11 protein-coding genes are annotated in these 12945 nt (G+C 74.2%); 10 read left to right on the top strand and 1 reads right to left on the bottom strand.

Features of this window, described 5'->3' with window-relative positions; translation table 11 throughout:
- Positions 1-129 precede the first annotated feature (129 nt).
- The 10 genes from ACZ66Z_RS12145 to ACZ66Z_RS12100 all read left to right on the top strand — a co-directional run bounded on the left by ACZ66Z_RS12145 (position 130) and on the right by ACZ66Z_RS12100 (position 11698).
- Positions 130-921: a TIGR03084 family metal-binding protein gene (locus ACZ66Z_RS12145; RefSeq protein ID WP_469933855.1), complete on the top strand. Its 792-nt coding sequence runs from the start codon at positions 130-132 to the stop codon at positions 919-921.
- Positions 918-2717 carry an acyclic terpene utilization AtuA family protein gene (locus tag ACZ66Z_RS12140; protein WP_469933854.1) on the top strand — a complete coding sequence of 600 codons (1800 nt, stop codon included), beginning with the start codon at positions 918-920 and terminating at the stop codon, positions 2715-2717. The genes ACZ66Z_RS12145 and ACZ66Z_RS12140 overlap by 4 nt, the downstream gene beginning before the upstream one ends.
- Positions 2714-4312 (top strand): acyl-CoA carboxylase subunit beta, encoded by a 1599-nt coding sequence (locus ACZ66Z_RS12135; protein WP_469933853.1) that lies wholly within the window; start codon positions 2714-2716, stop codon positions 4310-4312. The genes ACZ66Z_RS12140 and ACZ66Z_RS12135 overlap by 4 nt, the downstream gene beginning before the upstream one ends.
- Before the next feature lie 7 nt (positions 4313-4319).
- On the top strand, positions 4320-6200 hold the full coding sequence (locus ACZ66Z_RS12130; RefSeq protein ID WP_469933852.1) for an acetyl/propionyl/methylcrotonyl-CoA carboxylase subunit alpha: 1881 nt from the start codon (positions 4320-4322) through the stop codon (positions 6198-6200).
- Positions 6197-7330, top strand: a complete 1134-nt coding sequence (locus ACZ66Z_RS12125; protein ID WP_469933851.1) for an acyl-CoA dehydrogenase family protein — start codon at positions 6197-6199, stop codon at positions 7328-7330. The genes ACZ66Z_RS12130 and ACZ66Z_RS12125 overlap by 4 nt, the downstream gene beginning before the upstream one ends.
- A 148-nt stretch (positions 7331-7478) precedes the next feature.
- Entirely contained in the window at positions 7479-7928 is a 450-nt protein-coding gene (locus ACZ66Z_RS12120; RefSeq protein WP_469933850.1) for a hypothetical protein, read from the top strand.
- Positions 7929-8012: 84 nt separating this feature from the next.
- Positions 8013-8639: an excalibur calcium-binding domain-containing protein gene (locus tag ACZ66Z_RS12115; protein WP_469933849.1), complete on the top strand. Its 627-nt coding sequence runs from the start codon at positions 8013-8015 to the stop codon at positions 8637-8639.
- Between the two features lie 124 nt (positions 8640-8763).
- Complete coding sequence (locus ACZ66Z_RS12110; protein ID WP_469933848.1) at positions 8764-10341, top strand: AMP-binding protein; 1578 nt, start codon at positions 8764-8766, stop codon at positions 10339-10341.
- Positions 10338-11066 carry an enoyl-CoA hydratase family protein gene (locus ACZ66Z_RS12105; RefSeq protein ID WP_469933847.1) on the top strand — a complete coding sequence of 243 codons (729 nt, stop codon included), beginning with the start codon at positions 10338-10340 and terminating at the stop codon, positions 11064-11066. Before ACZ66Z_RS12110 ends, ACZ66Z_RS12105 begins: the two co-directional genes overlap by 4 nt.
- A complete protein-coding gene (locus tag ACZ66Z_RS12100) occupies positions 11054-11698 on the top strand; it encodes a TetR/AcrR family transcriptional regulator (protein WP_469933846.1) in 645 nt (214 codons plus the stop codon). The genes ACZ66Z_RS12105 and ACZ66Z_RS12100 overlap by 13 nt, the downstream gene beginning before the upstream one ends.
- Here the strand turns inward: ACZ66Z_RS12100 and ACZ66Z_RS12095 are convergent.
- Positions 11695-12732, bottom strand: coding sequence for a M4 family metallopeptidase (locus tag ACZ66Z_RS12095; protein WP_469933845.1), 1038 nt, complete (start codon positions 12730-12732; stop codon positions 11695-11697). The two genes, ACZ66Z_RS12100 and ACZ66Z_RS12095, sit on opposite strands and share 4 nt — an antisense overlap.
- Positions 12733-12945 lie beyond the last annotated feature (213 nt).

Here is a 12945-nt window from a genome sequence, read left to right as displayed (position 1 = left end):
GCGTGGCGGGTCGGAGCGCGGGCCCGTGAGGGGACACATCTAAAGCAAGCACGCTTGATTGTTTCTGGTCCCGCTGGCATGCTCCTCCGCGAAGGCCCGTGACCGCCCGTCCCCCGAGGGGAGCGCACCGTGTCCGACCCCGTCGTCGTCCTCGACGACCTGCGCGACGAGAGCGAAGAACTCGACCGTCTCGTCGGAGAGTTGAGCGAGGAGCGGTGGGGCACGCCGACCCCCGCCCCCGGCTGGACGATCGCCCACCAGATCGCCCACCTCGCCTGGACCGACCGGGCCGCCCTCCTCGCCGCCACCGACGCCGACGCCTTCGCCGCCGAGACCGGAAAGGCCCTCGCCGCCCCCGACCGCTTCGTCGACGAGGGCGCGGAGGAGGGCGCGAAGCTGCCGCCCGCCGAACTCCTCGCCCGCTGGCGCACCGGCCGCGAGCGGCTCCAGGAGGCCCTGCGCGCGGTCCCGCCCGGGGCCAGGTTCCCCTGGTACGGGCCGCCGATGAGCGCCCCCGCCATGGCCACCGCCCGGCTGATGGAGACCTGGGCGCACGGCCAGGACGTCGCCGACGCCCTCGGCGCGGTCCGGACGCCCACGGCCCGGCTCCGGCACGTCGCCTGGATCGGCCACCGGGCCCGCGACTACGCCTTCCTGGTACGGGGCGCCCCGGCGCCCGCCGAGCCGTTCCGGGTCGAACTGGAAGCGCCCGACGGCACGTCGTGGACGTACGGCCCCGAGGATGCCGCCCAGCGGGTCACCGGGCCCGCCCTCGACTTCTGCCTGCTCGTCACCCAGCGCCTCCACCGCGACGACACCGCCCTGGTCGCCGTCGGCGAGGACGCCGAGCGGTGGCTCGGCATCGCCCAGGCCTTCGCGGGCCCGGCGGGCGGCGGCCGCGCCGCCAAGGGGGACACGTGACGGACGCCCCCCGCACACCGGACGCCCCCCACGCACCGGACGCCCCCCGCACGAGGGACGTCCTTCGCGTCGGGAACGCCTCCGGTTTCTACGGCGACCGCTTCGACGCCGTCCGGGACATGCTCACGGGCGGCGAACTCGACGTCCTCACCGGCGACTACCTCGCCGAACTGACCATGCTCATCCTCGGCCGCGACCAGCTCAAGGACCCCTCCGCCGGCTACGCGAAGACCTTCCTGCGCCAGATGGAGGAGGGCCTCGGCCTCGCCCACGAGCGCGGGGTCCGGATCGTCGCCAACGCGGGCGGCCTCAACCCGGCCGGGCTCGCCGACGCCCTGCGCGCCCTCGCCGCGAAGCTCGGCCTGCCCACCCGGGTCGCCCACGTCGAGGGCGACCTGCTGCCGCCGCGACAGGGCGCGCTGACCGCCAACGCCTACCTCGGCGGCGCCGGCATCGCCGCCTGCCTGGCCGCCGGCGCCGACGTCGTCGTCACCGGCCGGGTCACCGACGCGGCCCTCGTCACCGGGCCCGCGCAGTGGCACTTCGGCTGGGGCCCGGAGGCGTACGACGAACTGGCGGGCGCGGTCGTCGCCGGGCACGTCCTGGAGTGCGGCACCCAGGCCACCGGCGGCAACTACGCCTTCTTCCGCGACCACGACCCGGCCGTCCTGCGCCGCCCCGGCTTCCCGGTCGCCGAACTCCACGCCGACGGCAGCGCGGTCGTCACCAAGCACCCCGGCACCGGCGGCCTCGTCGACGTCGGCACGGTCACCGCCCAGCTCCTCTACGAGACGGCCGGCGCCCGCTACCCCGGCCCCGACGTGACGGCCCGGCTCGACACCGCCCGGATCGCCCAGGAGGGCCCCGACCGGGTCCGGATCTCGGGCGTACGGGGCGAGGCCCCGCCCCCGACGCTCAAGGTGGGGCTCAGCAGGCTCGGCGGCTTCCGCAACGAGGTCGTCTTCGTCCTCACCGGCCTCGACGTCGAGGCCAAGGCCGCCCTCCTGCGGGAGCAGGTCCACGACGCCCTGGCGAAGGACCCGCCCGCCGAGGTCCGCTGGGAACTGGCCCGCACGGACCGCCCCGACGCCCCCACCGAGGAGACCGCGAGCGCCCTGCTCCGCCTCGTCGTCCGCGACCGGGACCCCGACAGGGTCGGCCGCACCGTCACCGGCGCCGCCGTCGAACTGGCCCTCGCGAGCTATCCCGGCTTCCACGTCACCGCCCCACCCGGCAAGGCCGCCCCCTACGGGGTCTTCGGGACCGCGTACGTGCCGGCCGCCGAGGTCCCGCACACGGCCGTGCTCCCCGACGGGACCCGCCGGGAGGTCCCCGTGCCCCCGAGGAACCGCGACCTGGAACCCGTACCCGACCCGGAGCTTCCGCCGCCCCTCCCCGAGGGGCCCGCCCGGAGGGCGCCCCTCGGCCTGATCGCGGGGGCCCGCAGCGGCGACAAGGGCGGCGACGCCAACGTCGGCGTCTGGGTCCGCACGGACGAGGAGTGGCGCTGGCTCGCCCACGCCCTGACCGTGGAGAAGGTCCGCGAACTCCTCCCGGAGACCGCCGGCCTGACCGTCACCCGGCACCTCCTCCCGAACCTCCGCGCCCTCAACTTCACCGTCGCCGGGATCCTCGGCGAGGGCGTCGCCTCCCGGGCCCGCTTCGACCCGCAGGCCAAGGCCCTCGGCGAATGGCTCCGTTCCCGCCACGTGGACATCCCGGCCGCGCTCCTGCCCGCCGCCTCGCCCGACATCCCGGCCGCGCTCCTGCCCGACGTCCCGGAGGAACTCCAATGACCGTCCTCGCCTCCGCCCTCGACACCGGCGGACCGGACTACGCGGCCCACCGCGCCGCCATGCTCGACAAGCTCGCCGCCCTCGACGCCGAGCACGCCAAGGCCCTCGCCGGGGGCGGCGAGAAGTACACCGCCCGCCACAAGAAGCGCGGCAAGCTCCTCGCCCGCGAGCGGATCGAGCTGCTCGTCGACCCCGACAGCCCCTTCCTGGAGCTGTCGCCGCTCGCCGCCTGGGGCAGCGACTACACCGTGGGGGCCTCCCTGGTGACCGGCATCGGGGTCGTCGAGGGCGTGGAGTGCCTGATCACCGCCAACGACCCGACCGTGCGCGGCGGCGCCTCCAACCCGTGGACGCTGAAGAAGGCCCTGCGGGCCAACGAGATCGCGTACGCCAACCGGCTGCCCGTCGTCTCGCTCGTCGAGTCCGGCGGCGCCGACCTGCCCTCCCAGAAGGAGATCTTCATCCCGGGCGGGGCGCTCTTCCGCGACCTCACCCGCCTCTCCGCCGCCGGCATCCCGACCGTCGCCGTCGTCTTCGGGAACTCGACGGCGGGCGGCGCGTACGTCCCCGGCATGTCCGACCACGCCGTGATGATCGGGGAGCGGTCGAAGGTGTTCCTCGGCGGGCCGCCGCTGGTGAAGATGGCGACGGGCGAGGAGAGCGACGACGAGTCCCTCGGCGGCGCCGAGATGCACGCGCGCACGAGCGGCCTGGCCGACCACTACGCCGTCGACGAGGCCGACGCGATCCGCCAGGCCCGCCGGATCGTCGCCCGCCTCAACCACCGCAAACACCACGAGGACCCCGGACCGGCCGAACCCCCGAAGTACGACCCGGAGGAGCTGCTCGGGATCGTCCCCGGAGACCTCAAGACGCCGTTCGACCCGCGCGAGGTGATCGCCAGGATCGTCGACGGCTCGGACTTCGACGAGTTCAAGCCGCTGTACGGGGCCAGCCTCGTCACCGGCTGGGCGCGGCTGCACGGCTACCCGGTGGGCCTGATCGCCAACGCGCAGGGCGTCCTCTTCTCCGCCGAGTCGCAGAAGGCCGCCCAGTTCATCCAGCTCGCCAACCAGCGCGACATCCCGCTCGTCTTCCTCCACAACACCACCGGCTACATGGTCGGCAAGGAGTACGAGCAGGGCGGCATCATCAAGCACGGCGCCATGATGATCAACGCGGTGTCGAACTCCCGCGTGCCCCATCTCTCCGTCCTCATGGGGGCGTCGTACGGCGCCGGGCACTACGGCATGTGCGGCCGGGCCTACGACCCGCGCTTCCTCTTCGCCTGGCCGAGCGCGAAGTCCGCCGTCATGGGCCCGCAGCAGCTCGCCGGCGTCCTCTCGATCGTGGCGCGGGCCTCCGCCGCCGCGAAGGGACGGCCGTACGACGACGAGGCCGACGCCGGACTGCGCGCCCTCGTCGAGGCGCAGATCGAGTCCGAGTCGCTGCCGATGTTCCTCTCCGGGCGGCTCTACGACGACGGGGTCATCGATCCCCGCGACACCCGCGCGGTCCTCGGGCTGTGTCTCTCCGCGATCCACACGGCACCGGTCGAGGGCGCGCGCGGCGGCTTCGGCGTCTTCCGAATGTGAGGCACTGATGATTCTGACCGTACTGGTCGCGAACCGGGGCGAGATTGCCTGCCGGGTCTTCCGCACCTGCCGTGACCTGGGCATCTCCACCGTCGCCGTGTACTCCGACGCGGACGCCGACGCCCTGCACGTCCGGGAGGCCGACGCGGCGGTACGGCTGCCGGGGGCCGCGCCCTCGGAGACGTACCTGCGCGGCGACCTGGTCGTGGCGGCGGCGCTCGCGGCGGGCGCCGACGCCGTCCACCCCGGCTACGGCTTCCTCTCCGAGAACGCCGACTTCGCACGAGCGGTCACCGACGCGGGCCTGGTGTGGATCGGGCCGCCGCCCGAGGCGATCGAGGCGATGGCGTCGAAGACCCGCGCGAAGGAACTCCTGGGGATCGCGCCCCTGGGCGAGGTGACGGAGGCCGACCTGCCCGTCCTGGTGAAGGCGGCGGCGGGCGGCGGCGGCCGGGGCATGCGGGTCGTACGCGAACTGGCGTCGCTGGAAGAGGAGTTGCGGGCGGCGTCGGCGGAGGCGGCGAGCGCCTTCGGGGACGGCGAGGTGTTCGTCGAGCCGTACGTGGAGAACGGCCGCCACGTCGAGGTGCAGCTCCTCTGCGACGCCCACGGCACGGTCTGGGCGCTCGGCACCCGCGACTGCTCCCTCCAGCGCCGGCACCAGAAGGTCGTCGAGGAGGCCCCGGCGCCCGGCCTGCCCGCCGCCCTGGAGGCCTCCCTCCTGGACACCGCCGTACGGGCCGCGAAGGCCGTCGGCTACGTCGGCGCGGGCACCGTCGAGTTCCTGGTCGCCGACGGCCGGGCGCACTTCCTGGAGATGAACACCCGCCTCCAGGTGGAGCACCCGGTCACCGAGGAGGTGTACGGCGTCGACCTCGTCGCCCTCCAGCTCGCCGTCGCCGAGGGCCGCGCCCTGCCCGCCGAGCCGCCGGCCCCGCGCGGCCACGCCGTCGAGGCCCGGCTCTACGCCGAGGACCCGGCGCGCGGCTGGGCCCCGCAGACCGGCGTCCTGCACCGCTTCGACGTGCCCGGGGACGGCGGCGTGCGCGTCGACACCGGCTATGTCTCCGGGGACGCGATCGGCGTCCACTACGACCCGATGCTCGCCAAGGTGATCGTCCATGCCCCGACCCGGGAGCAGGCGCTCCGGAAGCTCGCCCACGCCCTGGAACGGGCCCGCGTGCACGGCCCCGTCACCAACCGGGACCTGCTCGTGGCGTCCCTCCGCCACCCGGAGTACGCCGACCCGGCCGCCCTCGACACCGGCTTCTACGAGCGGAACCTCGACGCCCTGATCACGCCTCCGCCGGGCGAGGAGCACGCGGCCGTGGCCGCCGCCCTGGCTTCGGCGGCCTCCCGCGAGGGCCGTTTCGGCGGCGGCTGGCGCAACGTCCGCTCGCAGGACGAGACGAGGACGTACGGCGACCACGAGATCCGCTACCGGCCGGCCCGGGACGGTGGCTACGAGGTCGTGTCCCCGGAGGGCGTACGGGTGGTGTCGGCGAGCCCGGACACCGTACGGCTCGAAGTGGCGGGAGTGGCCAGGACCTTCGAGGTCACGGCCTACGAGGACGCCGTCCACGCCGGCCGCCACCGCCTCACCGCCCGCCCCCGCTTCACCGACCCGGCCGACCTGCGGGAGCCCGGCTCCCTGCTCGCCCCCATGCCCGGCACCGTCGTCCGGGTCGCGGACGGCCTCGCCGTCGGCGACCGGGTCGCCGCCGGGCAGCCCCTGCTCTGGCTGGAGGCCATGAAGATGGAGCACCGGGTCTTCGCCCCCGCCTCCGGCACGCTCACCGCGCTCCACGCCGCCCCCGGCCACCAGGTCGAGGTCGGTGCCCTGCTCGCCGTCGTACAGACCGATGCACAGGAGGAAGACCCCGTATGAGCACCGACATCGAGCCGCAGGAACACACCGCGCTCCGGGCCGCCGTCTCCGCGCTCGGACACCGCCACGGCCCCGGCTTCGACCGCGCCGCGCTCTGGGCCGAGGCGGGCAAGCTCGGCTATCTGGGCGTGAACCTGCCCGAGGAGTACGGCGGCGGGGGCGGCGGCATGGCCGAGCTGTCGATCGTCCTGGAGGAGGCGGGCGCCGCCGGCGCGCCGCTGCTGATGATGGTCGTGTCGCCCGCGATCTGCGGCACGGTCATCGCCCGCTTCGGGACGGAGGAGCAGAAGCGGGCGTGGCTGCCGGGCCTCGCGGACGGGTCGAGGACGATGGCCTTCGGCATCACCGAGCCCGACGCGGGCTCGAACTCGCACCGCATCACGACCACGGCGACGCGCACCGAGGACGGCTGGGTCCTCAACGGCCGGAAGGTCTTCGTGTCGGGCGTGGACATCGCCGACGCCACCCTGATCGTGGGCCGCACGTCCGACGCCCGCACGGGGAACCTGAAGCCCTGTCTGTTCATCGTCCCGCGCGACGCGCCCGGCTTCGGCCGCCGGCACATCGAGATGGAACTGGCTGCGGACGAGAAGCAGTTCGAGCTGAGCCTGGACGAGGTGCACCTGCCCTTCGAGGCGCTCGTCGGCGACGAGGACGCGGGTCTCCTCCAGCTCTTCGCGGGCCTCAACCCCGAGCGGATCATGACGGCGGCGTTCGCGATCGGCATGGGCCGGTACGCCCTCGCGCAGGCGGTGAAGTACGCGAAGGAGCGCCAGGTCTGGAAGGCCCCGATCGGCGCCCACCAGGCCATCGCGCACCCGCTCGCCCAGGCGCACATCGAGCTCGAACTGGCCCGGCTGATGATGCAGAAGGCGGCGCGGCTGTACGACGCGGGCGACGACATGGGCGCGGGAGAGGCCGCGAACATGGCGAAGTACGCGGCGGCCGAGGCCTGCGTGAAGGCCGTGGACACGTCCGTCCACACGCTCGGCGGCAACGGCCTCACCAAGGAGTTCGGCCTCGCCCGCCTGATCACGGCGGCCCGGGTGGCCAGGATCGCGCCGGTCAGCCGGGAGATGATCCTGAACTACGTCTCCCACCAGACGCTGGGCCTGCCCAAGTCGTACTGAGCGGGCCCCGGTCCTCGCGCTTCCGGGGCAGGAGGGGAGCGGGTGGCACCTGGGTATGACACGGAGGTTGGTTCCGGGGTGTGACGACGGGGCCGGCGAGGGGCCGCGAGGGTACGGGCATCCGCCGAACGAGCCGAGGAGCCCGTCGATGTCTGCGTCGATGACCCTGATCCGCCGAACCGTCCACACCACCGCCCGCGCGTTCCTGGCGCTGCCGGCCGGCCTCGCGGCGGTCGTGCTGACCCTGACCGGGCAGCCGGGCCGGGCCGCCCGCCTGCGGGCCCGGCTCGCCGGCGGGGACGGCTGGACCGGCGCCCGGGTGCTCGGCCGGGCCGTGCTCGGGCTGCCGTTGGACCTGGCGGCCTTCGCGCTGGTCGGGTACGCCCTGTTCAACTCGGTGCGGAACTTCGGCTATCCCCTCTGGTACCTGGACACCGACTACCACCAGGCCTGGGGCGGCCCGACGATGGCCGGTGTCTGGGCGGTGCACGGCCTCGGGTGGCTGCTCTGCCTGGCGGTGCTCCTCCACTGGCCGGTCCGCTGGCTCGCCGGGGGCCAGCGGGCCCTGGACCGGCGCCTGACGTCCCATCTCGGTTGATTCCGCCTCCGGTTGTGAAGGACGCGTGTACGATCCCTGCATTTCGCTCACGTCCGAGCGCCCTGAGCCCCGGGAGAGACGCGCGTGTACCAGAACACCCACCCGTACCAGCCCCCACCGCCGTGGACGCCTCCCCGCCGCTGGTGGCAGCATCCCGCCCTGGTCGTCACCCTGTTGGTGATCTTTCCGCCGGGCGGCATAGCCCTGGCCTGGCTGAGCCGCTGGAGCGGCCGGACCAAGATCGTGGCCACGGTCCTGTCGGCCCTGTGGTTCTTCATCGCCCTCGCCGTCGACGACCCGGAGCGCAACGGCACGGACGCCCCGAAGCCCGCCGCGACGGTGACGGCCTCCGCGACCCCGACGCCCACCGCGCCGAGCACCGCCCCGACCACCCCCGAGCCGAGCCCGACCACCGAGGCGCCCACCCCGGAGCCGACGCCCACCACCGTCGCGCCGACCCCGGAGCCGACCACCGCCCCGCCCCGGACCTCCGCCCCGAAGCCCGCCCGCACCCGCACCCGCACCCCGGCGCCGGAGCCCACCACCGAGGAGCCGGAGCCCGCCCAGAGCACGGAGGAGGCCCCCTCCGCCGTCTACTACGCCAACTGCACCGCCGTCCGCGCCGCCGGCGCCGCCCCCATCCACCGGGGAGAGCCCGGCTACGACAGCCACCTCGACCGCGACGGCGACGGAGTGGCCTGCGAACGCTGACCCACCGGCCACAAACCATGCAGGCATGCTTGATTGTTTTTCGGAGGGCTGACAAGGTCTCCCCGAGTCCCGCCCGCAGCAGCGATCCTGGCGACCACCTTTCACCTCTCCAGGGGGCCCACGCATGGTGTTCCACAGCGAGTACGAGGCCGTTCCCACCCTCTCCCTGCCCATCCACGACGCCGTCCTCGGAAACGCCGCCGCGTACGGGGACGCCCCGGCCCTCGTCGACGGGGCCGGGGAGCTGACGCTCACGTACGGGCAGGTCGACGCCTTCCACCGGCGGGTGGCCGCCGGGCTCGCGGAGGCCGGGGTGCGCAAGGGGGACGTCCTCGCCCTGCACAGCCCCAACACCGTCCTGTTCCCCCTCGCGTTCTACGCCGCCACGCGCGCGGGCGCGGCCGTCACCACCGTCCACCCGCTGGCCACGCCGGAGGAGTTCGCCAAGCAGCTGCGCGACTCCTCCGCGCGGTGGATCGTGACCGTCTCCCCGCTCCTCGCCCCCGCCCGCGCCGCCGCCGAACTCGCGGGCGGCATCGAGGAGATCCTCGTCTGCGACCGGGCGCCGGAGGGGGAGGGCGTCCGTTCGCTCCAGGAGTTCCTCGCCGCCACCGGGCCCGTCCCCGAGATCGACGTCGACCCCGACGAGGACGTCGCCGTCCTCCCGTACTCCTCGGGCACCACCGGCGTCCCCAAGGGCGTCATGCTCACCCACGCCTCCATCGCCACCAACCTGGCGCAGCTGGAGCCGCTGGTCCCCATGGGCCCCGGCGACCGCATCCTCGCCGTCCTGCCCTTCTTCCACATCTACGGGCTCACCGCCCTCATGAACGCCCCCCTCCGCCGGGGCGCCACCGTCGTCGTCCTGCCCCGCTTCGAACTCGACACCTTCCTCGGCGCCGTTCAGGAGCACCGCATCAACGGCCTGTACGTCGCCCCGCCGATCGTCCTCGCCCTCGCCAAGCACCCGGCCGTCGCCGACTACGACCTGTCCTCCCTGGAGTACGTCGTCAGCGCCGCCGCCCCCCTCGACGCCGCCCTCGCCGAGGCCTGCTCCACCCGCCTCGGCCTGCCGCCCGTCCGGCAGGCGTACGGCATGACCGAGCTGTCCCCCGGCACCCACGTCACCCCCCTCGACGCCGCCGCGCCCCCGCCCGGCACCGTCGGCCGCCTGCTGCCCTCCACCGAGATGCGGATCCTCTCCCTCGACGACCCGGCGAAGGACGCCGCACCCGGCGAGGAGGGCGAGATCGCCATCCGCGGCCCCCAGGTCATGAAGGGGTACCTCGGCCGCCCCGACGCCACCGCCGCCATGATCGACGCCGACGGCTGGGTGCACACCGGCGACGTCGGCCGCGTCGACGAGGACGGCTGGCTCTTCGTCGTCGACCGCGTCAAGGAACTCATCAAGTACAAGGGCTTCCAGGTCGCCCCCGCCGAACTCGAAGCGCTCCTCCTCACCCACGAGGGCGTCGCCGACGCCGCCGTCATCGGCGTCACCGACGCGGACGGCACCGAGATCCCCAAGGCCTTCGTCGTCCGCGGGCCCGCCGCGCCCGGCCTCACCGCCGACGAGGTCATCGCATACGTCGCCGCAAGGGTCTCCCCGTACAAGAAGGTCCGCGCCGTGGAGTTCGTCGACGCCGTCCCCCGGGCAGCGTCCGGGAAGATCCTCCGTCGAGAGCTAAGGGACCGCACGTGAACCAGATCCGCGTCACCGAGGAGCGGGGCATCACGACCCTCGCCCTGGACTCCCCGGCCACCCGCAACGCCCTCTCCGCCCCGCTCGTCACCGAGCTCGCCGACGCGCTCACCGCCTGCGGCAAGGACACGGCGGTCCGGGCGGTCGTCCTCACCCACACCGGCTCCACGTTCAGCGCGGGCGCCGACCTCAAGGCCCCGCCCAGCCCGTACGCCTTCGTGGACCTGCTCCGGCAGGTCGTCGAGCTGCCGAAACCGGTCGTCGCCCACGTCGCCCCCGGCAGCCACACCCGCGCCGGCGGACTCGGCCTGCTCGGCGCGGCCGACATCGTCCTCGCGGGGGAGGGCGCGGACTTCGCGCTCACCGAGGTGCGGATAGGGGTCGCGCCCGCCGTCGTCTCCCTCACCCTCCTGCCGAGGCTGCAACCGCGCGCGGCCGCCCGGCACTACCTGACCGGCGAGCGGTTCGGCGTCGCGGAGGCGATCGCCATGGGGCTCGTGACCGCCGGCGACCAGGAACTCCCCGGCATCCTCGACGCGCTGCGCACCGCCTCCCCGCAGGGCCTGCGGGAGTCGAAACGACTGGTCACCGCTAGAGTCCTGGAGACCTTCGAACGCGACGCGGAGGACCTGGTGCAGAGGTCGGCCACGCTCTTCGCCTCCGCCGAGGCGCGCGAGGGGATGACGGCCTTCCTCGAACGACGGGACCCCGCATGGCGGCTCTGACCGCACAGAATCAGCCCAAGCCGGACCGGAACCCCGAGCAGGACCGGCCGGAGCGGCCCGGCCGGAACCCCAAGCAGGACCGGAGCCGCGCCACCCGGCAGCGGCTCCTGGAGGCCGCCGTGTCCTGCCTGGCCGAGCACGGCTGGGCGGGCTCCACGGTCGCCGTCGTCGCCGAACGCGCCGGCGTCTCGCGGGGCGCCGCCCAGCACCACTTCCCCACCCGAGAGGACCTCTTCACGGCCGCCGTCGAGTACGTCGCCGAGGAGCGCTCGCAGGCCCTGCGCGCGGTCCGTACGGACGACCGCGAGCAGGCCGTCGCCGCCCTCGTCGGCCTCTACACCGGGCCCCTCTTCCGGGCCGCGCTCCACCTGTGGGTCGCCGCCTCCGGCGAGGAGCAGCTCCGCGAGCGGGTCACCGAGCTGGAGGCCCGCGTCGGCCGCGAGTCCCACCGCGTCGCCGTCGAGGTGCTGGGCGCCGACGAGACCCGGCCCGGCGTCCGCGAGACCGTCCAGGGCCTCCTGGACATGGCCCGCGGCCTGGGCCTCGCCACCCTCCTCACGGACGACCGCGCCCGCCGGGAACGGGTGGTGTCCCAGTGGGCGCGGCTGGTGAGCGAGGCGCTGAGCGACTAGACGCCCGGGATCGCGCGGGCGCGGAAGGCATCGCGAACCGCGGCCGCCGCCTGCGTGCCGTACATCTTCTGCGCGGTCGCGACCGTCGTCAGGGCCGCGGCCTCGAAGCTGGTGTCGGCGGCGAAGCCGAACTGCGCGTTCACGATGATCCGGTCGGCCGTGCGGGCGCCGAGCTCGTTCCGGATGTCGAAGAGCGCCCGCGACCAGATCTCGCCGTCCGCGTGGACCTCGCCCACGCGGTCCGCGTAGGTCTTGGTGCCGTCGATGCGGCGCAGGCAGTGCGGGGCCGCGCTGTAGCCGGTGGAGTCCCAGTCGGCGACGCAGGCCAGGTCGGTCCTCATCGGCCAGCCGTACTTCGCGTCCGCGTGCGAGCCGACCTCCACGGCCAGGTAGTCGCCGAAGGCCTCGCCGATCGCGCCGGCCTCCGGGGACGTGCCGAAGCCGGGCACCTGGGCGTTGTGCACGGCGTGGCCGTACTCGTGGACGATGACCTCGGCGTCCTCGGCGTCGTCCACGCCGCCCTTGCCGAAGCGGATCTCGGCCTTCTTGTCGGTGAAGAAGGAGTTGTCGGCGCCCCACTGGTTGAGGCGGACCGGCTGCACCCGGTCGTTCGCCCCGCGCAGCTCGGAGCCGAAGCCGAGGCCCTGGAGGTACTCCTGCGCCTCGTTGACCCAGAAGTACGCCATGACCTGCTCGAACTCGTCGTCGGAGCGGTCGTACGAGGCGGCGTCGGCGGCCTTCGCCGGGTTTCCGGTCTCCGAGCGGACGGCGGCCCACCTGCCGGACAGGGCGCCGCTCGCGTCGAGATTGCGGAGCGCGACGGTGGCGTACGCGGAGGCGGGGACGTCGCCCGCCGCGTCCTTGTGGTCGGTGAGGGTCTGGTCGCCCGAGGACTGGACCGGGTTCACCATGAAGACGCGGGCCTGCGGCGCGGCGGTGGCGGCGGCGGCTCCCGCCGACGGGAGCAGCGCCGCGGCGGCGGCCACGGCGACGGCGGCCGCGACGGCCGGGCCACGAGGGGTGCGGCGGGTCATGGACATCCTCCTGCGATGGGGCGCGACGACGGGAATCCTGGCGTGTACTCACCACGAATGGCGGCGATCTTCGCGCAAGCCCGCCACTTTGAACAGACTTTGAGCCGTCCCGGCACAGGACGTGACGGGGACCACAGTGGCCCGCGCGCCCCCGCAGTACGCTGACTCCATGCCTCTGCTCGTACGCCGTCGCCACGTGGACTACGTCCGCGT

The sequence above is a fragment of the Streptomyces sp. NPDC107498 genome (assembly GCF_055582805.1).
The sequence above is the reverse complement of the archived record's forward strand: the minus strand, read 5'-3'. Positions and strand labels throughout refer to the sequence as shown.